The sequence below is a fragment of the Acidovorax sp. genome (assembly GCF_016783915.1).
In the GTDB taxonomy this organism is placed as follows: domain Bacteria; phylum Pseudomonadota; class Gammaproteobacteria; order Burkholderiales; family Burkholderiaceae_C; genus Acidovorax.
Map to the genome: position 1 here is coordinate 56,700 of NZ_JADHVT010000005.1, position 20,721 is coordinate 77,420.

The following is a 20,721-nucleotide window of genomic DNA, read 5'->3' on the forward strand; positions in this document are numbered from 1 at the left end:
CGGGCTTTTGTTTTGTCCAGCCGATGGCTGACTGGCGGGTGGGTTACAGCACCACCGGGATCTCGGTCGCAGGCGGCGTGTTGCGGCTACGCCCACAGCGCACCAGGCCGTCGATCATCACCATGCCGATGCCAGGGATGTCGCCGAGCTGCACGCTCTCCAACAGCGTGGTGCCGGCGGTGTGCTGGGCACGGTCCATGAAGACGAAGTCGGCCGCGCGGCCGACCTCGATCAGGCCGCAGTTCAGGTTGCGGATGCGCGCCGTGTTGCCCGTGGCAAAGCAGAACACCAGCTCGGCAGGAATGTCGGCAAAGCTCGATATCAGCGCAATCATGCGCAGCATGCCCAGTGGCTGCACGCCCGAGCCGGCCGGGCCGTCGGTGCCCAGGATCACGCGGTGTGGGCACTTGAGTTCGATGGCCGCCCGCGCGGCCTGGATGGCAATCTTCTCGTTGCCGTTGTGCACCAGTTCGATGGCGCGGGACGACTTCTCGCACAGCTCGCACACATGCTTCCAGGGCAGCGAGGTGTGGCCGCCGTTGATGTGGCCGATCACGTCGGCATCGGCCTCCAGCACCACGTCCTTGTCGATCAGGCCCGATCCCGGGATGGACGGGCCGCCCGTGTGGATGGTGCTTTGGATGCCGTGCTTGCGCGCCCACGCCACCATTTGCTGGGCCTCGTAGCCCGCCTTGACGGAGCCCAGGCCCACTTCGCCCAGCAGCGTCACGCCGGCGTCGGCCAGGTCCTTGAAGTCCTGCTCGGTCATGCCTTTCTCGATGACCGGGGCACCTGCAATCACCTTCACGCCACCGGGGCGGAAGTTGTCGAACGAGCGCTGCGCGGTGATGGCCAGCGCCTTCAGGCCCACGATGTCCTTGGGGCGGCCGGGCAGGTGCACTTCACCGGCCGAGACCATGGTGGTCACGCCGCCGTTCATGGTCGAGTCGATCCAGCCGATCTGGTTCTGGCGCGGCGTCCAGTCGCCGAACACAGGGTGCACGTGGCTGTCGATCAGGCCTGGCGCCACGCAGGTCTGGCGTGCGTCGATCACGGTGTTGGCGTGGTCCGTGTCGCACTCCTTGTAGCGGCCCACGGCCACGATGAGGCCGTCGTTCACCACGATGGTGTCGGCGTCGAGGATGGGGCGGTCCAGGTCGCCCGACAACAAAAGACCGATGTTCTGGATGACGACCTTGCCCGACTTGCCGCCTGCTGCTGCTTCTGCCATGGATTCTCCTCGTGGGGTGTGACACAGGTCCCATCGGACCTCGCTAAGAAAAATCGTTATGTCTGTGGGGCTCGTGTGTGGCGAAGGGCCATCAGACGGTCGCCTTGCCCTTGGGCAGGCTGGGGCCGGGCGCCACGGTGCGCAGCACGCTGTCGATGACGAAGGACTCCCAGTGCGCCAGCGCATCGGGCGTCTCCAGGTCTTCGCCCAGAAAGGCCGACAGCGTGTGCCGGTTGGACATGTAGAAGTAGCCCGTGGCGGCAATCAGCAGGTACACATCGCGCGCTGAAACGTCCTTGCGGAACAGGCCCTGCGCCTGGCCGCTTTCGAGTACGCGGCGGATCACCTCAATGGCGGGCGACGAGTATTCACGGGCGCGCATCGACTTGGAGATGTGTTTGCCCTTGTGCAGGTTCTCGGTGTTGAGCAGCGTGATGAACTCGGGGTTCTTGCGGTAGTAGCCCACCACAAAGCGGATCACGGCCTGCAACGCCTCCACCGGTTGGGTGGTGTCCAGGTCGAGCTTGGATTCCGCATCGTTCATGCGCCGGTAGGTTTCCTCCAGCACCTCGATGAACAGGCCTTCCTTGCTGCCGAAGTAGTAATAGATCATCCGGTCGAAGGACTTGGCCGCCTTGGAGATCTTCTCCACGCTGCCGCCTTCGTAGCCGTAGCGGGCAAACACCTTGGTCGCCGCCTTCAGGATGTTGTCGCGCGTGGTCTGTGCGGCCTGCTCGCGCACGCCCGTCTTGCGGGCCGATGTGGAACGGGTGGACGCGGTCCGGGTCTTGGTGGGAGTGGCAGACATGGCGGGTCCTGGTGGATGACGCTGGCCCTGCAGAGCGGGCCAGCCGGGGATCACTGCTCTGCGAACGCGCGTTCGATCACGAAGTCGCCGGGCTTCGTGGTGTTGCCTTCCTTGAAGCCACGCTCTTCCATCATGTGCTTGAGGTCGCGCAGCATTTCGGGGCTGCCGCAGATCATCACGCGGTCTTCGGCGGGGTTGAGCGCGGGCAGGCCCAGGTCGCGCGCCATCTGGCCGTTTTCGATCACGGTGGTCACACGGCCCTGGTGCTTGAAGGGCTCGCGCGTCACGGTGGGGTAGTACTTGAGCTGCTTGGTGACCATCTCGCCCAGGAACTCGTGCTGCGGCAGCTCCTGCGTGATGTAGTCGTGGTAGGCCAGCTCCTTCACCTCGCGCACGCCGTGCACCAGGATGACTTCCTCGAACTTCTCGTAGGTCTCTGGGTCGCGGATCAGGCTCAGGAACGGGGCCACGCCCGTGCCGGTGGAGAGCATGTACAGGCGCTTGGCGGGCAGCAGGTAGTCGATCAGCAGGGTGCCTGTGGGCTTCTTGCCGACCACGATGGTGTCGCCCACCTTGATGTGCTGCAGGCGCGAGGTCAGCGGGCCGTCGGGCACCTTGATGGAGAGGAACTCCAGATGCTCTTCGTAGTTGGGGCTCACGATGCTGTAGGCGCGCAGCAGCGGTTTGCCGTTTTCGCCGCGCAGGCCAATCATCGTGAAATGACCGTTGGAGAAGCGCAGCGCGGTGTCGCGCGTGGTGGTGAAGGAGAAAAGGCGGTCCGTCCAGTGGTGGACCGTCAGTACGCGTTCGTCAAGAAAGGCGCTCATGGTGCGTTAGATGGAAAAGTTGGAAGCAAATAAGGAATTTGGCTGAAGAGCAGGGCCACATGCGCTCTACAGCGCAATGTTCAGGCCTGAAAGCTTGTGGCTCACAACCCTCCATTGTTCCGCATCTGGCAAAGCCGCTTTTCTTTTGGTGATTGTTGGGGAGCGGGGGCGCCAGCTTTTTGTTGAACTGCAGAAAGACTTCCATCCCTTCGGGCAGGTCGTCTTCTGCATAGATGGCGTTGGCCGGGCACTCCGGAATACACACCGCGCAGTCGATGCATTCGTCCGGGTCAATGACCAGGGATGGAACCTGCTCAAGGTCTTTTCGGGGTCGCGCAAGTCCCTTCTCGGGGTGGAATGCAAGGCGCGGTGTGCAGCCAATAGCCCGTGCTATTGGCAAGCGACGCAACGCTGCAGACCGCCCGAAAAGGCACTTGCCCGAAGGGTTGGAATGAAATCGGGTGATTGGACGCCCCGGCCGCTTGCATGGGCATGAGCCCATGCGGCGCATCCGAAGCATCCACTCATCCCGATTGCATTCCAACGCGATCCCCGAAAAGACCTTGAGCAGGTTCCCAGGCCCCTCCTTGAAGCAATCAACAGGGCACACATCGACGCAGTCGGTGTACTTGCACCGAATGCATGCGTCCGTCACAACGTGCGTCATTTTGGGGCTCCTTGTGCACCATTTTTGGGGGTTCGAAAACACCATTGCAGAGTCTGGTTGATTCCGCTACATTGACATCAAATGTAGTGTTCACAACATTTAAGTTAAGTGAATGCTACACAAAATGCAATGCGCGTACAAGCACCTGCAACAATGCAATGAATGGGTTGCCACGATGACTGAACACACCAAGACCGATGGGCTGCCGGGCATGGACGCGCCAGATCTGCCGCAGGTGCTCGAGCGCGCCCGGCCCCGTAACGAGCGCATGAACGCCGCCAAGGTAGAGTGCAACGCGTGCCCGGTGCTGTGCCAGATTTCCGAAGGCCGGGCAGGCGCGTGTGACCGTTACGCCAACCATGCCGGCGTGCTCGTGCGGCTGGATCCGGTGGTGCTGCTGCGCAAAACCCTGGAGGCAGGCGAGGCCACGCTGGTGCCGTTTGTGAGCCGCGCAGGGACTAGCGATGGGCAAGAGGGTGCCGACGCAGAGTCTGCGGTCGCGCCGCAGCCCTGGTCTGGCGACTTGCTGTTGAGTGAAGAGGTTTTTGTCACGGGTGTGGGCTCGTCCACCACCTACCCCGACTACAAGCCTGCGCCGTTCATCGTAGGCTCCCAAACCGATGGCGTGGACATGGTCACGGTGGTCACCGAAGGCATCTTCAGCTACTGCAGCTTCAAGGTGAAGATCGATACCGACCGTTTCCTCGGATCCGAGCAGGCCAATGTGCGCTGCAAGGGCGAGGTGGTGGGCCATGTGACCACGGCGGAATACGGCTCGCAGATGCTGTCACTCGGTGGCGTGCACCACCTCACGGGTGGTACCAAGAAGGAGGGCCGCATCACCGCCGAGATGATGCAGGCGCTGGGCAACAAGCAGGCCGTGGAGTTCACCATCGACGGTGGCTCGCAACTGGTGATCCAGGCGGGGCGGGCGCCCATCGTCAACGGTGTGGCCGAACAGCGCATGCGTGTTGGCTGCGGTTCTGCGGCCATTGGTATCTTTGCGCGCCAGTTCTTCGGCCATGCCGACGAGGTGGTGGTGGTGGACGACCACATCACGGGCGTGCTTACCGAGCATCAGGCGGGCCGTTGCCTGGACATGAAGCCTTCGGGCATTCGGATGCGTGGACGCAAATCCACGCCAGGCCGTTACTTTCAGGTGGCCAATCCGGGCACAGGCTGGGGCGGCACCGACATTGCCGATCCGCTGTCCATCATCGAAGGCTGGGACGAATCCGTTGCCTGGCCGGGGCTGCGCCTCTTGATGACCTCCACCACGGGGGAGCACGCATCCTGGTACGTGCTGGACGAACAACTGAATCCGGTGGAAGCCGAGATGCCTGCCGAGGTGCGCCGTATCGTGGACCGCATTGGCGAAAACTGCGAGCCCTCGCTGGCCTCCGTGCTGTTCCTTGGTGGAGCCGGCGGCAGTCTGCGCGCAGGGGTTACCGAGAACCCGGTGCTGCTCACCCGCTCCATCAAGAATGCGCTGGTCAATGTGACTTGCGGCGGCGCACCGGCCTATGTGTGGCCGGGCGGCGGTATCACCGTGATGGTAGACGTGCTGCGCATGCCGGACAACAGTTTTGGCACCGTGCCTACGCCCGCCATCGTGGCACCCATCGAGTTCAGCATGCGCCGAGCGGACTACGAGGCACTGGGTGGACACACCGAACAGATCCGCAGCCTGCGTGAGGTGCTGGAGCGTGGTGCGTGGCACAACGATGGTGCACCGCAGGCGCGCGTCTGGCAGACCTTGCCTGCCGCCAATCCGTGGCCGTTGGGCCGCCCACCTCTGCTGGGCTGAGTGGGTCGCTCTGTGAACGCCTGCCGCAAGCTCTTGTCCGATGGCCGCTGGCATTTCCAGCATGGGCCGATGGACCTCATCCTCCAGGCCGAAGGGGAGCGCAATGCCGTAGTGCAGGCGCATGAATGCGCATGGCAACGCTTTGACCGGCTGTTGCAGGAACTGGTGAGTGAACTCCCGGGTTTGCGGGCGCCGGTGGGCGAACGCTGTGGTGTGCAGGGCGTGGTGGCGCGTCGCATGTGGGCTGCTTGCAGTCCTTACCGCACGGGCTTCATTACATCAATGGCGGCAGTGGCAGGCTCGGTGGCGCAGGAGATTCTGGCGTGCTATGACCAGCCTGGCATTGACCGCGCCTGGGTCAACAACGGGGGCGACATTGCGTTGCACCTGGCGCATGGCCAGTCGGTCACGGTGGGGGTGTACGCTGACATCGCTGCACTGAACGCCGCACAGTTGCGCAACGGCCTGGTGCTGGATGGGCAGATCCGCATCGACAGCGCCATGCCGGTGCGTGGTGTGGCCACCAGTGGGTGGCGCGGGCGCAGCCAGTCGCTGGGTATTGCGGACAGTGTCACGGTGCTGGCGCGCACGGCGGCGCAGGCCGATGCGGCGGCGACCATTGTGGCCAATGCGGTCAATGTGCAGGACGCGCGCATTGGTCGCATGCCGGCGTGGCAAGTGCGGGACGACAGTGACCTGGGTGCCATTCCCGTCACTGTGGACGTTCCTGCCTTGCCCGAGGAGCAGGTTCGCAGGGCCTTGCATCAGGGGTTGCAAAAAGCGCAAGAATTGCAGTCCGGCGGCCTGCTGTGGTTTGCACTGCTGGCGTGCCAGGGGCAGTTTGTGGCGACCGCAGCACCACAAGCCCTGGCGGGTGCCGTTTGGCTCCCACACGCAGTGATGGAATCGGAAGTTGGTTCGGTATTTGCTTAACGAATTGCACAGGTTTACAGAATGATCCAGATACGACGCGTTTTCACCCATCTTGAGGAAATCCGGCACGAATTCGGGCCGGTGGCCGATGTGCCGTTGCTGCGTGGTGCCATCGGCGCGGTGCTGACCAACCCATTTGCGGGCCGGTACGAGCCCGACATCCTGCCCATGATGGATGCCCTGCAGGACGTGGGGCTGGACATGGCGCAGCGCCTGCTGAAGGCCATGGCCGTGCCCGCCGAGCGCATCGAGACCTATGGCAAAGGCGCCATCGTGGGCGCGGCCGGCGAGCTGGAACACGGCGCGCTGTGGCATGTGCCCGGCGGCTACGCCATGCGCGAACTGCTGGGCTGGAAGGGCGACCGCAACGCCTACGCCAAGGGCCAGGCCGAAGAGAAGACCGGGCAACCCGCGAATGCGCTGTCTATCGTGCCCTCCACCAAGAAGGTGGGTGGCCCCGGTGCGGCGCTGGACGTGCCGCTGACCCACATCAACGCCAGCTATGTGCGTAGCCATTTCGACGCGATCGAAGTGCGTGTTCCGGGCGCGCCCTCCGCTGATGAGATCGTGTTCATACTTGCCATGACCACGGGCCCGCGCATCCACGCCCGTGTCGGAGGACTCAAGGCGGCAGACATCAGCCAGTGGAACGGCTTGCGCTGAGCCGCGCGCCGACCCGCACACCATCGAACAAGACAAGATCCCAAGGAGTCAAAAAATGCCAGCCAAGATTCGAAAGATCATCGTCCAGACCGACGAGGTCCGCGTGGAAATGGGGCGTGACGTTCAGCCCCCGGTGCGCAAGGCGCTGGCCATGGCCGTGATCGAGAACCCCTTTGCCGGACGTTATGTGGAAAACCTCGACGAACTCATTGCCATCGGTGAGGAGCTGGGAGGCCTTCTGGGCGCCCGCTGCGTGCAGGCCCTGGGCATTGCCCCGGGCGATGCGCACAGCTACGGCAAGGCCGCCATCGTGGGCGAGGCGGGCGAGCTGGAGCACGCCGCCGCCATCCTCCACCCCAAGCTGGGCGCACCACTGCGTGTGGCTGTCGAGAAGGGTGCCGCGTTGGTCCCATCCAGCAAGAAGATGGGCGGCCTCGGCACGGCCATCGACGTGCCCCTGGGCCACAAGGATGCGGCTTACGTGCGCAGCCATTTCGACGCCATGGAAGCCCGTGTAGCCGATGCCCCGCGGGCCAATGAAATCGTGGTGGCCGTTGTCGTGACCGACAGCGGACGGCCGTTGCCACGTGTCGGCGGCCTCACGGCCTCTGAAATAAAAGGCGTTGACGGCCTGCGCTGAGCCCGGCGCGCGTACAACATACACCTGTCCTGTCTCACCCCCCGTTCGATCTCTCTCCAACCATCCTTCAGGAGTCTCCCCATGACGATGCGACGAAACCTCATGCGTGCCACGGCTGCGGCTGCATTGGCCCTTACCCTGGCCCCTGTTTTTGCCCAAGGCGTGATCAAGATTGGCGAGGTCAACAGCTACAAGGCGCAGCCCGCTTTCCTGGAGCCCTACAAGAAAGGCATGGAGCTGGCGGTCGATGAGATCAACGCTGCGGGCGGCGTCAATGGCAAAAAGATCGAACTGATCACGCGCGACGATAACGCCAACCCCGGCGACGCCGTTCGTGTGGCCGAAGAGCTGGTGTCGCGCGAGAAGGTCGATGTGCTGGCTGGCACCTTCCTGTCGAACACCGGCTTGGCAGTTGCCGACTTCGCCAAGCAGAAGAAGTTCTTCTTTCTCGCAGGCGAGCCGCTGACCGACAAGATGACCTGGCAAGGCGGCAACCAGTACACCTTCCGCCTGCGTCCCGGCACCTACATGCAGGCCGCCATGCTGGTACCCGAGGCCGCCAAGATGAAGAAAAAGCGCTGGGCCGTTGTCTACCCCAACTACGAATACGGGCAGTCTGCGGTGGCGGCGTTCAAGCAACTGCTCAAGGCCGCGCAGCCCGACGTGGAGTTTGTGGCCGAACAAGCCACGCCACTGGGCCGGGTGGACGCCGGCAGCGTGGTGCAAGCGCTGTCTGATGCCAAGCCCGACGCAGTCTTCAACGTGCTGTTTGGCGCAGACTTGTCGAAGTTCGTGCGCGAAGGCAACACGCGCGGCCTCTTCAAGGGCATCGAGGTGGTCAGCGTGCTGACGGGCGAGCCCGAATACATGGACCCCTTGAAAGACGAGGCCCCCAACGGCTGGCTGGTGACCGGCTATCCCTGGTACGGCATCAACACCCCCGCGCACAAGGCATTCGAGCAGGCGTACCAGGCCAAGTTCAAGGACTACCCGCGTCTGGGCTCGGTGGTGGGCTACAGCATGATCAAGTCCGCCGCAGCCGGTATTGCCAAAGCCAAGAGCACCGACACCGACAAGCTGGTCGCAGCCTTCAAGGGTCTGCAGGTAGACACCCCATTCGGCAAGATCACCTACCGTCCTGAAGACCACCAGGCCACCATGGGCGCGTTTGTTGGCCGCACCAAGAACGAAGGCGGCAAGGGCGTGATGGTGGACTACGTCTACCTGGATGGCGCCGATGCCAAGTACCAGCCGTCCGCTGCCGACGTGAAAAAGTCACGAAGCGCTGATTGATTCCCTCTGAGGTCTGAGGCGCCTGCCGCGCCTCGGTCCCGGCAGACGCTACCGGCAGCCTGGCACAGGCAAATTCTGCGGGTGCTGGCTGGTGTCGGCTGGGGCAAGGCCGGCTTCTTTCATGGCCTTCGCGCTGGCAAAAATAGTGTGAACAGGCCCTACAGGGTTTATTGAACATGAGTTTTTCGGGTTTCATCGTTCAGCTCATCAACGGGCTGGCGAGCGCGTCGTCGCTGTTCCTCGTGGCGGCGGGTCTGTCGCTGATCTTTGGCGTGACCCGCATCGTGAACTTTGCCCATGGCTCATTCTTCATGGTGGGCATCTACGTCGCGTACTCGCTGGTCGAGCGCCTGAGCGGTGCCCTGGGCTTCTGGGTGGCCTTGCCGCTGGCCGCGCTGATCGTTGGCGTGCTGGGGGCGCTGATCGAGGTGGTGCTGCTGCGCCGCATCTACAAGGCGCCCGAGCTGTTCCAGCTGCTGGCCACGTTTGCACTGGTGCTGGTCATCAAGGACGCCGTGCTGTGGCTCTGGGGCCCCGACGAACTGCTGGGCCCGCGCGCGCCGGGCCTTTCGGGTTCCGTGAGCCTGCTCGGGCGGCAGTTTCCCAGCTACGACCTGTTCCTCATCGTGGTCGGTCCGCTGGTGCTGGGCGCGGTCTGGCTGCTCCTCACGCGCACCCGGTTCGGCACGCTGGTGCGTGCCGCCACGCAAGACCGCGAGATGGTGAGCGCCCTGGGCGTCAACCAGGCCTGGTTGTTCACGGCCGTGTTTGCGCTGGGCGCAATGCTGGCCGGGCTGGGTGGCGCACTGCAACTGCCGCGCGAGCCCGCGACGCTGGAGATGGACCTGCACACCATCGGTGCCGCCTTCGTGGTGGTGGTGGTGGGTGGCATGGGCTCCATCCCGGGCGCGTACGCCGCCGCCCTGCTGATCTCCGAGATCAAGGCCATCTGCATCTGGCTGGGTGTGGTCGACGTGTTCGGCATGAGCATTTCCTTCTCCAAGCTGACCCTGGTGGTGGATTTTCTGGTGATGGCTGTGGTGCTTGTCTGGCGCCCATGGGGGCTGTTTGGCCGACCACAGGCACCCAGCCGCTATGTGGGCATGCAGGAGGAGCCATTGCGTCGGCCGGGCAAGGCCTATCTGGTAGCGGCCGCCGTGCTGGGCCTGCTGCTGGTGGCAGCACCGCTGCTGACCGCGCAGTCGCCGTACACCACGGTGTTGCTGATTGACCTGCTGATCGCAGCGCTGTTTGCGGCCAGCCTTCACTTCATCATGGGGCCTGCGGGCATGCATTCGTTCGGCCATGCCGCCTACTTCGGGTTGGGCGCCTATGGCGCGGCCCTGCTGGTGCGCTCGCTCGGGCTACCGATGGAGATCGCACTGGTGGTGGCGCCGCTGGTGGCGGCGGCCGGGGCGTTTGTTTACGGGTGGTTTGCAGTGCGGCTGTCGGGTGTGTATCTCGCCATGCTGACGCTGGCCTTCGCCCAGATCACCTGGGCCATCACTTACCAGTGGGACAGTTTCACGGGTGGCAGCAACGGCCTGACCGGTGTCTGGCCTGCGGCCTGGCTGGCAGACAAGCGCATGTATTACTGGCTCACGCTGGCACTGGTGGGGGCAGGGGTGTGGTGGCTGCGCCGCGTGCTGTTCTCGCCGTTTGGCTATGCGCTGCGCGCGGGGCGCGACTCTGTGCTTCGGGCCGACGCCATCGGCATCGACGTCAAGCGCATGCAGTGGGCGGCGTTTGTGGTGGCGGGCACGGCTGCAGGGCTGGCAGGGGCGCTGTATGCGTTCTCCAAGGGCAGCATTTCGCCGGAGTCGCTGGCCGTGGGCAAATCGGTGGACGGGTTGGTGATGGTGCTGCTCGGCGGCATCCAGACGCTGGCGGGCCCCGTGGTGGGCGCGGTCACCTTCACCTGGCTGCACGACACCGTGGCGCGCAACACCGACTACTGGCGCGCCATGCTGGGCGCCATCATCCTCATCCTGGTGCTGCTTTTTCCGCAGGGCATCGCTGGCACCATCAAACAGATTTTTGACAACATGCGCGACGCCAAGAACACCAAGGAGGGCGCAGCATGAGCCTCCTCAAAGTCACCGGTCTGGGCAAATCGTTTGGCGGCGTCAAGGCGGTGGATGGCATCCACTTCGAACTGGCGGCTGGCGAGCTGCTGGCACTCATCGGCCCCAACGGCGCGGGCAAGTCCACCACGTTCAACATGGTCAACGGCCAGCTGCCTGCCGATGCAGGCTCCATCCAGCTCAACGGCCAGGAGCTGGTGGGCCGCAAGCCCCGCGACATCTGGCGCATGGGGGTGGGCCGCACCTTTCAGATCGCCGAAACCTTTGCATCGCTGACGGTGGTGGAGAACGTGCAGATGGCACTGATCTCCAACGACGGTCTGCTGTTCTCCCTATGGCGCAGGGCTGCCGACCACAAACGCGAAGAAGCCCTGGCGTTGCTCGACCAGGTGGGCATGAAGTCGCAGGCCGACCGGCCCTGTAGCGTGCTCGCTTATGGCGATGTGAAGCGCGTGGAGCTGGCGATTGCCATGGCCAATTCTCCCAAGCTGCTGCTCATGGACGAACCCACCGCCGGCATGGCGCCCAAGGAACGCAACGAACTCATGGCGCTGACCAAGCAGCTGGTGATCGACCGCAACATGGCCGTGCTCTTCACCGAGCACAGCATGGACGTGGTGTTTGCCTATGCCGACCGCATGATCGTGCTGGCGCGCGGGCGGCTGATTGCCGAGGGCAAGCCGCTGGAGCTGCGCGACCACCCCAAGGTGCAGGAGGTCTACTTCGGCACTGGCAAGACCTTCGAGAAGAAAACGGCAGCCGCTGCTGCTGAGGCCGCATGAGCATGACGACGACCAACGAACCCAAAGAACTGCTGCTGCAGGCCAAAGGGCTGCAGGCCTGGTATGGCGCGGCACAAATCCTGTATGACGTGGACTTGGACGTTCGCCGTGGCGAAGTCGTGGCCCTGATGGGCCGCAACGGCGCAGGCAAATCCACCACGCTGAAGACGCTGATGGGCATGCTGGCCAAACGCAAGGGCAGCATCCAGTTCATGGGCCGCGACATCTCCAAAACCGACCCGCACGACGCCGCGCGCCTGGGCCTGGGCTTTGTGCCCGAAGACCGCCGCGTGTTCACCGACCTCACGGTGATGGAGAACCTGGAGGTGGGCCGTCAGCCCGCCCGCACCTGGCCCGACGGCACCGCTGCGCCTGTGTGGACGCCCGAGCGCCTGTTCAAGCTCTTCCCCAACCTGGGCGAGATGCCCCAGCGCCCTGGCGGTCGCATGAGCGGTGGCGAGCAGCAGATGCTCACCGTGGCCCGCACGCTCATGGGCAACCCCTATCTGGTGCTGCTGGATGAGCCCTCCGAAGGCGTGGCCCCGGTGATCGTGGAGCAGATGGCGCACATGATCCTGGAGCTGAAGGAGCAGGGCGTGAGCATCCTGCTGTCCGAGCAGAACATGCACTTTGCCGAGCTGGTGTCCGACCGCGCCTATGTGCTCGAAAAGGGCCAGATCCGCTACCAGGCCAGCATGGAAGAGCTGGCCGCCAACGAAGAGGTGCGGCGCGCTTACCTGAGCGTCTGAACCCACTGCCGACGCGCGCGTGTGGTGTGTGGCCCACGTGTGCCGTTGGTTACAAAAAACACCTCTACAAGCACTTGCACGATGTTTGCCCTCGCACGGAAACTTTGGCCTTTGATGTAAGGAGCGCTACATGAAGTGTCAAGGAGTGGAGGATGGATGCATCGACCGCCGCAGCGCCATGGTGGGCCTGGCGGCGGCAGGGATGGCCTGGGCAGGCCCGGCTGCTGCCGAGACCGGTGTGACGGACACCCGCATCAAAGTGGGGCAGTCGGCGGTGTTCACCGGCCCGGCCAAGGATTTTGGGGTGGACTACAAGGCCGGCATTGCGCTGGCGTTCGACAAGGTCAACAAGACCGGTGGCGTGCAGGGGCGCACGCTGGAGCTGGTGTCGCACGACGACGCCTACGAGCCCAAGAAGACGGCAGAGAACACGGCCAAGCTCATTGACGAAGACAAGGTATTCGCCCTGATCGGCTACGTGGCCACCGGCAACCTGATCGCCGCCATGCCCCTGGCTGAAAAGGCCGGTGTACCCATGTTCGCGCCACTCGTCGGCACCACCTCGTTTCGCACCACCCACAACCGCTACCTGTTCCATGTGCGCGCCAGCTACGAGACCGAGCTGCGCAAGATCGTGGGCCACCTCGCCACGCTGGGCATCAACAACATCGCCGTCATCTACCAGAACAGCGCGTTTGGCAAATCCAACCTCGACACCTGCCTGCAGATCGCCCAGAGCCTGAAGGTCAAGGTGGTCGATTCCGTGCCCATGGAAATCGCCGCCACCGACGCCAAGCCCCAGGTGGCGCAGCTCACCAAGGCCCAGCCGGGCGCGGTGGTGATGATCATGGCGGGCAAGATGGTGGAGGTGTTCCTGCGCGACTACCGGGCGGCGGGTGCCGCGTCGCCGCTGTACACCATCTCGGTGGGCATCACCGATGCACCGGGGTCTGCCCAGCGCCTGAACGGCGGCATCGAAGGACTGGTCACGGCCAGCATCGTGCCCTCGCCGCAGGCCAGCCGCCTTGCCATCGTGGCCGACTACCGCAAGGACCGCGCGGACGCGGGCGAAAAGATCGACAGCTACACCATGCTCGAGGGCTACATCGCCGCGCGCGTGTTTGTGGAGGGCCTCAAGCGCGCAGGCAAAGCGCTCACGCGCGAAGGCTTCATCAAGGCCATGGAAGACATGGGCACCACCAAGATCGGCGACTTTCCGCTGGTGTACGGCCCGGGCAACCACAATGGGTCCAACTTTGTGGACCTGGAGATGTACACGCGCAGCGGGTCGCTGCGACGTTGACTGAGAACAACCCACCGAGACATGCACGCGCCCGCTTCACTCTCCCTGGTCGTCGTCAATGGCCAGCCGTTTGCCCTGCCGCAGAGCACCTTGGCCAGCGCCACGCTGCTGCACGTGCTGCGTAACGACCTGTCGCTCAACGGGCCCAAGTACGGCTGTGGCCTGGGGCAGTGTGGTGCCTGCACGGTGCTGGTGGATGGCATTGCCGCGCGGGCTTGCGTGATCCCGGCGCAGGGCGTGGCAGGCCGCGAGGTGACCACGCTGGAAGGGCTGCCCGGGCGCTGCAGCTGCACCGCAGGACTTCACCCGGTGCAGCAGGCCTTTGTGGATGAGCAGGCCGCGCAGTGCGGCTATTGCCTGAGCGGCATGGTGATGATGGCCGTGGCCTTGCTGGAGCGCAATCCTGACCCCGACGAAGCCGCCGTGCGCCGCGAGCTGTCGGGCAACCTGTGCCGCTGCGGCACGCATGTCGAAATCATCCGCGCCGTGCTGCGTGCGGCGGTGCTGATGCGCGAGGCCCAGGCATGAGCGCCACACCTGACAACGCCGCACCCCTGCGCGCCCACAGCCCGCTCACCCGCGCCGACTTCCATGCCGCCCAGGGCGTGCTGCTGGTGGTGCGCAACCCGCCCCCCGCACCACCGCCCGTCAAGGGCCAGCCCGCGCTCGTGGCGGGCAACCCCGCCGAGGGCGTGGAGATACTGATCGCCGTGTGGGACGACGGCAGCGTGACTGCGCTGAGCGGCCATGTGGACCTGGGCACCGGCATCCGCACCGCACTCGCGCAGATCGTGGCCGAAGAGCTGGATGTGCCCTTGGCCCAAGTGAACATGGTGCTGGGCGACACCACACGCGCGCCCAACCAGGGCGCCACCATTGCGAGCGCGTCCATCCAGATCCACGCAAAACCCTTGCGCACCGCTGCCGCGCAGGCGCGCCACTGGCTGGTGGCGCAGGCCGCAGAGCGGCTGGGCGTGCCAGTGGATCAGTTGCAGGTGCGTGCGGGGGTGGTGCAGGTCATTGCAGACCCGTCGCGGCAAGTGGCTTACAGCGCGCTGCTGGCAGGCGCGCACACCACGCTGGAGCTGGTGGACGCCACGCCCACCAAGGCCGCCGCCGATTACACCGTGGTCGGCCAGTCCGTGCCGCGCGTGGACATCCCCGCCAAGGTCAGTGGCGAGCTGGTCTTTGTGCACGACATGCGCGTGCCCGGCATGCTGCACGGCCGCGTGGTGCGCCCGCCGTATGCGGGGGCGGACCATGGCGACTTCATCGGCAACACGCTCGAATCGGTGGACCAGCAGTCCATCGCCCACATCCCCGGCATCCGCGCCGTGGTGGTGATCCGCGACTTTGTGGGCATCGTCGCCGAGCGCGAGGAGCAGGCCGAGCAGGCCCTGCGCGATTTGAAAGTGCGCTGGAAGGACTGGCCCGGCTTCCCGCGCCAGGACAGTACCGAGGCGCTGGAACAAGCCATCCGTGCCAACCCCGCCACGCAGCGCCGCCTGGTGGACGAGGGCGATGTGGAGGGCGCCCTGGCCGCGCTGTCTGCTGACGGCCAGCCCATGCCGCGCACCTATGTGTGGCCGTACCAGATGCATGGCTCCATCGGCCCATCGTGCGCGGTGGCCGAATGGCGCAGTGATGACAGCACGGGCCGCCCGCGCATGACGGTGTGGGCAGGCACGCAAAACCCCCATGTGCTGCGCGCCGACCTGGCCCGCCTCATGGGCCTGGCCGATGTGGACATCGACCTCATCCGCATGGAGGCCGCAGGCTGCTATGGCCGCAACGGTGCCGACGATGTAGCGGCCGATGCCGCGCTGCTCTCGCGCGCCGTCGGTGCGCCGGTGCGCGTGCAGCTCACGCGCGAGCAGGAGCATTTGTGGGAGCCCAAGGGCACGGCGCAGCTCATGCAGGTGCGCGGTGGGCTCAAGGCCGATGGCACCGTGGCGGCGTACGACTTTGAAACGTCCTACCCCTCCAACGGCGCGCCCACACTGGCCCTGCTGCTTACGCGAACCATCGAGCCCGTGGCCCAGGCCTACGAGATGGGCGACCGCACGGCGCGCCCGCCGTACCAGTACGACAACCTGCGCGTGGCCGTCAACGACATGCCGCCCATCGTTCGCGCGTCATGGCTGCGCGGCGTGTCGGCCCTGCCCAACTCGTTTGCGCACGAGTCGTATGTGGACGAACTGGCTACTGCTGCGGGTGTGGACCCGGTGCAGTTTCGCCTGCAGCTGCTGAACGACCCGCGCGCTGCCGAGCTGGTGCAGGCAACGGCCGAAAAAGCGGGCTGGGTGCGCCGCACCGGCCCCCAGCAGCGCCCCTTGGATGGGGACTGGGTGCAAGGCCAGGGCTTTGCCTACGCTCGCTACATCCACAGCAAGTGGCCCGGCTTTGGCGCCGCCTGGGCGGCCTGGGTGGCCGATGTGGAGGTCAACAAAAAGACTGGAGAGGTGCATGTGCGCCGCGTGGTGGTGGGGCACGACGCGGGCCTGATGGTGAACCCCGCCGGGGTGGAGCAGCAGGTGCACGGCAACGTGCTGCAGACCACCAGCCGCGCGCTCAAGGAGCAGGTGACGTTCGAGCCCGTGAAGCAGGCCGTGGACAACCGCGAATGGGGCAGCTACCCCATCCTGAGCTTCCGCGAAGTGCCCGTCATCGAGGTCATGCACATGCCCCGGCAGGACGAGGCACCGCTGGGCTCCGGTGAGTCGTCGTCCGTGCCGGGCACAGCGGCGATTGCCAACGCGATTTTTGACGCCACGGGCGTGCGCTTTCGCGCGCCGCCGTTCACGCCCGAGGTGGTGCGCGCTGGGCTCAACCCCTTGCCTGGTGGCGCAGGCGAGGCGGCTGCAGGCAGCACCGCACCCACCGAGCAAGCCGAGGTATTGCCCACGCTGGAGCTGCCCGCACCCACCGTGCCCGCCAACGCCACATGGCCCGCCAAACGCAGCCCCTGGGCCCGCGCGCTCGCTCTCGTCGCTGGTGGCATCGCCATGGGCGCAGCGCTGCTGGGCTGGCGCCCCTCCATCGCGCCCGTGGTGCAGACGGCAGGTGCGTCGGTCTACAACGCCGCCACCATCGAACGTGGCCGCCTGCTGGCCGCTGCGGGTGACTGCGTGGTGTGCCACACCGCCCCGGGCGGCACGCCCAACACGGGCGGCCGCGCCATGGAAACGCCATTCGGCAAGGTCTACACCACCAACCTCACGCCCGACGCCGAGACCGGCATCGGCCAGTGGTCCTTCAGCGCCTTCCAGCGCGCCATGCGCGAAGGCATCTCGCGCGATGGCAAACACCTGTACCCCGCGTTCCCGTACACGTCGTTCGCCAAGATGAGCGACGATGACCTGACCGCGCTGTACGCCTACCTGATGGCGCAGCCCGCAGTGCGGGCCGAGGTGCCGAAGACCCAGCTGACCTTCCCCTTCAGCGTGCGCCCCCTCATGGCGGGCTGGAACGCGCTGTTTCATGACGCCACGCCGTTCAAGCCGGACCCAACCCGCCCAACTGAATGGAACCGGGGCGCTTACCTGGTGCAGGGCGTGGGCCACTGCGGCGCCTGCCACACGCCGCGCAACGCGCTGGGGGCCGAGTTGGGTGGCGCTGCGTTCCTCTCGGGCGCCATGATTGATGGCTGGGAGGCGCCTGCGCTCACCGGCCTGTCGAAAGCGCCCGTGCCGTGGACGGCCGATGCGTTCTACGCCTACCTGCGCCACGGGCACAGCCCGCAGCACGGCAGCGCCTCTGGCCCCATGGCGCCCGTGGTGCGCGAGCTGGCGCATTTGCCTGACGACGACATCCGCGCCATGGCACGCTACCTGGCCTCGTTCACCGCGGCAGACGCTGCTACCCAGCCAGCCACACAGCCTGTGTCTGACCCGCAGCAGCGCGCACAAGCCGCCGTGGCCCAGGCCGCCGCGCTGGCCCCGCAGCCCGGCCAGGCCCAGCGCCTGTTCGACGGTGCCTGCGCCGCCTGCCACCACGATGGCGACGGCCCGAAGCTGCTGGGCGTGAACGTGCCCCTGGCGCTCAACAGCAATCTGCACAGCGACCGGCCCGACAACCTGCTGCAGGTCATCGTGCACGGCATCCGCGAGCCCGCCGCGCGCGACATCGGCTTCATGCCCGGCTTTGGCCACGCGCTCAGCGACGCGCAGATCACCGAGCTGGCGGGCTACATGCGCCAGCGCTACGCCCCCGGCCGCCCGGCGTGGCGCGATGTGCCCGAGGCACTGGCCCGCGTGCGGGCGGGGCCTGCGCATCCTTAGAGCAGCTCTTAGACGGTTCTGACGACCCTCCAGGCCATGCCTGGGGGAGCGTCAGCACGTTTTGGAGACTTTTGGTGCTGATGCGCTAGTGGAATATGCACAAGCAGCTATCAAAAGTGGAGCAAATGGATCATCCGCAGGCCCCGTGTTCAGCCCGACAATCGGGCTGCACCACCGCCCAGACACCATGACACCTGCCGCTCCCTCGCCATTGCACAGCGCGCTGCGCACCCCCCACCGGCGCGTGCGGCGCATGGGCGGGGCCGCAACGCTGGCCCTGTGTTGCCTGGCCCTCACGGCCTGCGGGCCGGAGGTGCAGGGGTCGCCCAAGCCGCCTGCGGCGTTTGGCCCCGTGCAGAGCAGCTGGTTTGGCTGCCCGTCCCTGCAAGGCGTGTACGCCTGGCCGCCGGTGCAGCCTGCGGGTGTGCGGGGCAGCCTGCCGTTTTTTACCGGCTCGGCCGAGATGCAGGTCTGGGTGCAGCAGCAGCGCGGCGAAACCACGCTGCGCACGCGCACCATCAACCGCGCGCGCAACGTGCGCACCTCGCTCACCCGGCAGTGGAGCCTGGTCACCTACAGCGGCGCGCAGGCCCGCTGCAGCTCCGGCATGCTCGACCTGGCTCCGCAGCCCGCGCCGTCCGGCAATGAGCCCGGGACCTCTGGCAAGCTGCAGGGGTTCCGGCTGGCGCTGCTCCAAGACGGCAGCCTGGCCGTGGGCAAGCGCACCCTCGCTACCGGCAACAAGGGCTCGTACTTTTCGTGGGGCGGGCAGTCCTACGGCAGCTACGACGCGCCCGATGTGGAGACCTGGACCTGGTTCAAGCTGGCCCGCACCGCAGCGGGCAGCAGCGAGCCGCCGGTCATCGACGCCTACGTGCCTGGGGCCACCTCTCCATAAGCCCCTTGGTTGCAGAGCGGCGCGCGAAAAAAGCCGCGAACTTCCCTGTTTATCGCGCTACCGCCTGCGTTGCCACCTCGGCACAGTGGCATCGGGGCTTGGTCCATGGTGGGGCAGGCCCGGGCGCCCGCCTCTTTGTGTCGTGGCAGGCGCCCATGTCATCGGCCAGCCCCAGCGGTAGGCCGCCCACTGTTGTCCGTTCAAGGAGAAGACCATGCCCGCTAGCGAAATTGAAATCCACGCGATCGTGCTGCGACTGCTGCGTGAAGGCTATGCCGCCCTGACCGCCGCCCAACGCCGTGTGGTGGACACGCTGATGGCGGTGTGCTGACGCCTGCCTGCGGCTGTTCGAGGGCCCCGCGGGGCTGTTTGCGATCTGTTTGAAGCCTTTGGGGCCGGATGCGCTAGTGCAGATTGCCTGAATAGCTATCAAAAATTTAGTGATTGCAGCTCGGCCTGCATCGCCTGCGCAATCAGGCGCATGTCGTGGTCGCTGATGGCAAACAACCCAAAGCGGAACTTGCTGCCCCAGCGCTGGCGGTCGTCCACAAACTCCAGGGCGTCCAGCAGCGGCGCAATCGCCGCCTCACGTGCAGGCACATAGGCCACGTCCCGCCGCGAGGGCACAAACCCGCCGCCCATGTCAAACGCATACGGCGTGCCCGGCAACACGATGCCGATGGAGACAAACGCCTGCAACCGGTCCTTGCCGCCCATCGTGACGGTGGGCGCGTAGTACGCCACACGGTCGCCAGGGCGTATGCGCTGCAGCGGCGCCACCTTGCCATGGCACACCTGCATGTAGCCCGCGCCCGGCGTGGCGCAGCCCCGGCGGGCGTGCTGGGCGCAGGCCACCGCGATCCAGTTGCGGCGCGGGGCGGCTGCAGAGGTCGCTGCCGACACAGGTATGTCGTTGCGCGCAGGCTCGGCATCCGGCCAAAGGGGGTGTTGCAGCAGGGCGTCGGTCATGAGAAAAGCTCCTGGTCAAAGAAGCCACCGATGGTGCGGGCCTGCTGCTGACACCGCAGTGTCAGTACCTTTGCAGCATCCCTGTGCGCAGCGCAACGCCTCAGACCAACTGCCCCCACTGCCACAGCGCAAACCCGCCCAGCAGCAGGGCCGACGCCCGGTTGATGCGCTGGCGCCACGCGGGCGTAAAGCGCTGCCGCTGGTAGGCAATCGCACTGGTCAGCAGCAGCCACCAGGCGGCAGAGCCCACCAGCACGCCCGCCACCATCCACAGCGGCGACGGCAGGCTGGGCCGGCCGCTGCCCAGCGAGCCAAACACCGCAATGAACGACACGATGGTGGCCGGGTTGGCCAGCGTCAGCGCAAACGTGCCGGCCGCCAGGCCCAGCAGCCCCCGCGCATCGCGCGCCGGGGCGGCGGTGTGGGCCACGGGCGCGTGCCAGGTGCGCCAGGCCAGCACCAGCAGCAGTGCGCCGCCGCCCAGCGCCAACGGCGTCTTGGCCTGCGTCAGCCCGTCAATGAGCCAGCGCACGCTGAAGGCGCCCACGGCGCCATACACCTCATCGGCCGCAGCGGCGCCCAGGCCCGTGGCCAGCCCGGCGGCCAGGCCCCGCTCCAGGGTGCGTTGCATGGTCAGCAGGCCAATGGGGCCCACAGGGGCCGCGATGAGCACGCCGATGACGGCGGCTTGCAGAAACACGGTGATTGAGGTGAAGTCCATGCACCGATGCTAGGGCGGCAGCGGGCGGTGGAGAATGCAGAAAATTCGGCGAATCCGTTATTGGGT

General features: G+C 65.9%; 17 protein-coding genes and 2 pseudogenes. 12 read left to right on the top strand and 7 right to left on the bottom strand.

Annotated features, from left to right (window positions below):
• Window positions 1-43 precede the first annotated feature (43 nt).
• The 5 genes and pseudogenes from ISS20_RS02350 to ISS20_RS02375 all read right to left on the bottom strand — a co-directional run.
• Entirely contained in the window at window positions 44-1,231 is a 1,188-nt protein-coding gene (locus ISS20_RS02350; protein ID WP_291433309.1) for an amidohydrolase family protein, read from the bottom strand.
• 91 nt (window positions 1,232-1,322) lie between these two features.
• On the bottom strand, window positions 1,323-2,039 hold the full coding sequence (locus ISS20_RS02355) for a TetR/AcrR family transcriptional regulator (protein ID WP_291433310.1): 717 nt from the start codon (window positions 2,037-2,039) through the stop codon (window positions 1,323-1,325).
• A 50-nt stretch (window positions 2,040-2,089) separates the two neighbouring features.
• Window positions 2,090-2,866, bottom strand: a complete 777-nt coding sequence (locus tag ISS20_RS02360) for a ferredoxin--NADP reductase (RefSeq protein ID WP_056057159.1) — start codon at window positions 2,864-2,866, stop codon at window positions 2,090-2,092.
• Window positions 2,867-2,932: 66 nt separating this feature from the next.
• Window positions 2,933-3,173: pseudogene (locus tag ISS20_RS02370) on the bottom strand (ferredoxin family protein); the annotation flags it as partial.
• Window positions 3,174-3,425: 252 nt separating this feature from the next.
• Window positions 3,426-3,533, bottom strand: a pseudogene (locus ISS20_RS02375) (ferredoxin); the annotation flags it as partial.
• Between the two features lie 175 nt (window positions 3,534-3,708).
• On the opposite strand from ISS20_RS02375, the gene ISS20_RS02380 reads away from it, so the two are divergent.
• The 12 genes from ISS20_RS02380 to ISS20_RS02435 all read left to right on the top strand — a co-directional run bounded on the left by ISS20_RS02380 (window position 3,709) and on the right by ISS20_RS02435 (window position 18,965).
• A complete protein-coding gene (locus tag ISS20_RS02380) occupies window positions 3,709-5,340 on the top strand; it encodes a 6-hydroxynicotinate reductase (protein ID WP_291433312.1) in 1,632 nt (543 codons plus the stop codon).
• 12 nt (window positions 5,341-5,352) lie between these two features.
• On the top strand, window positions 5,353-6,273 hold the full coding sequence (locus ISS20_RS02385) for a UPF0280 family protein (RefSeq protein WP_291433313.1): 921 nt from the start codon (window positions 5,353-5,355) through the stop codon (window positions 6,271-6,273).
• Window positions 6,274-6,294: 21 nt separating this feature from the next.
• Window positions 6,295-6,936, top strand: coding sequence for an amino acid synthesis family protein (locus tag ISS20_RS02390; RefSeq protein ID WP_099731557.1), 642 nt, complete (start codon window positions 6,295-6,297; stop codon window positions 6,934-6,936).
• A gap of 55 nt (window positions 6,937-6,991) precedes the next feature.
• Window positions 6,992-7,576 carry an amino acid synthesis family protein gene (locus ISS20_RS02395; protein ID WP_063461058.1) on the top strand — a complete coding sequence of 195 codons (585 nt, stop codon included), beginning with the start codon at window positions 6,992-6,994 and terminating at the stop codon, window positions 7,574-7,576.
• 81 nt (window positions 7,577-7,657) lie between these two features.
• A complete protein-coding gene (locus ISS20_RS02400; protein ID WP_015012054.1) occupies window positions 7,658-8,869 on the top strand; it encodes an ABC transporter substrate-binding protein in 1,212 nt (403 codons plus the stop codon).
• Window positions 8,870-9,045: 176 nt separating this feature from the next.
• Entirely contained in the window at window positions 9,046-10,953 is a 1,908-nt protein-coding gene (locus tag ISS20_RS02405) for an ABC transporter permease (protein WP_291433322.1), read from the top strand.
• The gene (locus ISS20_RS02410; RefSeq protein WP_291433324.1) at window positions 10,950-11,735 is read left to right on the top strand and encodes an ABC transporter ATP-binding protein; all 786 of its coding nucleotides are present in this window, start codon (window positions 10,950-10,952) and stop codon (window positions 11,733-11,735) included. The genes ISS20_RS02405 and ISS20_RS02410 overlap by 4 nt, the downstream gene beginning before the upstream one ends.
• Window positions 11,732-12,484, top strand: coding sequence for an ABC transporter ATP-binding protein (locus ISS20_RS02415; protein ID WP_291433326.1), 753 nt, complete (start codon window positions 11,732-11,734; stop codon window positions 12,482-12,484). The genes ISS20_RS02410 and ISS20_RS02415 overlap by 4 nt, the downstream gene beginning before the upstream one ends.
• Before the next feature lie 130 nt (window positions 12,485-12,614).
• On the top strand, window positions 12,615-13,787 hold the full coding sequence (locus ISS20_RS02420) for an ABC transporter substrate-binding protein (RefSeq protein WP_291433328.1): 1,173 nt from the start codon (window positions 12,615-12,617) through the stop codon (window positions 13,785-13,787).
• A 21-nt stretch (window positions 13,788-13,808) separates the two neighbouring features.
• Window positions 13,809-14,315 carry a (2Fe-2S)-binding protein gene (locus tag ISS20_RS02425; protein WP_291433329.1) on the top strand — a complete coding sequence of 169 codons (507 nt, stop codon included), beginning with the start codon at window positions 13,809-13,811 and terminating at the stop codon, window positions 14,313-14,315.
• Window positions 14,312-18,067, top strand: coding sequence for a molybdopterin cofactor-binding domain-containing protein (locus ISS20_RS02430; RefSeq protein ID WP_291433330.1), 3,756 nt, complete (start codon window positions 14,312-14,314; stop codon window positions 18,065-18,067). Before ISS20_RS02425 ends, ISS20_RS02430 begins: the two co-directional genes overlap by 4 nt.
• Window positions 18,068-18,254: 187 nt before the next feature.
• A complete protein-coding gene (locus tag ISS20_RS02435; RefSeq protein ID WP_291433331.1) occupies window positions 18,255-18,965 on the top strand; it encodes a hypothetical protein in 711 nt (236 codons plus the stop codon).
• A gap of 429 nt (window positions 18,966-19,394) precedes the next feature.
• On the opposite strand, the gene ISS20_RS02440 is transcribed toward ISS20_RS02435, so the two are convergent.
• Together ISS20_RS02440 and ISS20_RS02445 are read right to left on the bottom strand one after the other, a co-directional pair.
• Window positions 19,395-19,934 (bottom strand): EVE domain-containing protein, encoded by a 540-nt coding sequence (locus tag ISS20_RS02440; protein WP_291433333.1) that lies wholly within the window; start codon window positions 19,932-19,934, stop codon window positions 19,395-19,397.
• A 100-nt stretch (window positions 19,935-20,034) separates the two neighbouring features.
• Window positions 20,035-20,655 carry a LysE family transporter gene (locus ISS20_RS02445; RefSeq protein WP_291433335.1) on the bottom strand — a complete coding sequence of 207 codons (621 nt, stop codon included), beginning with the start codon at window positions 20,653-20,655 and terminating at the stop codon, window positions 20,035-20,037.
• Between the last annotated feature and the right edge of the window lie 66 nt (window positions 20,656-20,721).

What these genes read in the sequence shown, in the direction of transcription:
- ISS20_RS02350 (WP_291433309.1), bottom strand. Translation starts at nt 1,231, where the DNA reads ATGGCAGAAGCAGCAGCAGGCGGCAAGTCGGGCAAGGTCGTCATCCAG.
- ISS20_RS02355 (WP_291433310.1), bottom strand. Translation starts at nt 2,039, where the DNA reads ATGTCTGCCACTCCCACCAAGACCCGGACCGCGTCCACCCGTTCCACA.
- ISS20_RS02360 (WP_056057159.1), bottom strand. Translation starts at nt 2,866, where the DNA reads ATGAGCGCCTTTCTTGACGAACGCGTACTGACGGTCCACCACTGGACG.
- ISS20_RS02380 (WP_291433312.1), top strand. Translation starts at nt 3,709, where the DNA reads ATGACTGAACACACCAAGACCGATGGGCTGCCGGGCATGGACGCGCCA.
- ISS20_RS02390 (WP_099731557.1), top strand. Translation starts at nt 6,295, where the DNA reads ATGATCCAGATACGACGCGTTTTCACCCATCTTGAGGAAATCCGGCAC.
- ISS20_RS02395 (WP_063461058.1), top strand. Translation starts at nt 6,992, where the DNA reads ATGCCAGCCAAGATTCGAAAGATCATCGTCCAGACCGACGAGGTCCGC.
- ISS20_RS02400 (WP_015012054.1), top strand. Translation starts at nt 7,658, where the DNA reads ATGACGATGCGACGAAACCTCATGCGTGCCACGGCTGCGGCTGCATTG.
- ISS20_RS02405 (WP_291433322.1), top strand. Translation starts at nt 9,046, where the DNA reads ATGAGTTTTTCGGGTTTCATCGTTCAGCTCATCAACGGGCTGGCGAGC.
- ISS20_RS02410 (WP_291433324.1), top strand. Translation starts at nt 10,950, where the DNA reads ATGAGCCTCCTCAAAGTCACCGGTCTGGGCAAATCGTTTGGCGGCGTC.
- ISS20_RS02415 (WP_291433326.1), top strand. Translation starts at nt 11,732, where the DNA reads ATGAGCATGACGACGACCAACGAACCCAAAGAACTGCTGCTGCAGGCC.
- ISS20_RS02420 (WP_291433328.1), top strand. Translation starts at nt 12,615, where the DNA reads ATGAAGTGTCAAGGAGTGGAGGATGGATGCATCGACCGCCGCAGCGCC.
- ISS20_RS02425 (WP_291433329.1), top strand. Translation starts at nt 13,809, where the DNA reads ATGCACGCGCCCGCTTCACTCTCCCTGGTCGTCGTCAATGGCCAGCCG.
- ISS20_RS02430 (WP_291433330.1), top strand. Translation starts at nt 14,312, where the DNA reads ATGAGCGCCACACCTGACAACGCCGCACCCCTGCGCGCCCACAGCCCG.
- ISS20_RS02435 (WP_291433331.1), top strand. Translation starts at nt 18,255, where the DNA reads ATGACACCTGCCGCTCCCTCGCCATTGCACAGCGCGCTGCGCACCCCC.
- ISS20_RS02440 (WP_291433333.1), bottom strand. Translation starts at nt 19,934, where the DNA reads ATGACCGACGCCCTGCTGCAACACCCCCTTTGGCCGGATGCCGAGCCT.
- ISS20_RS02445 (WP_291433335.1), bottom strand. Translation starts at nt 20,655, where the DNA reads ATGGACTTCACCTCAATCACCGTGTTTCTGCAAGCCGCCGTCATCGGC.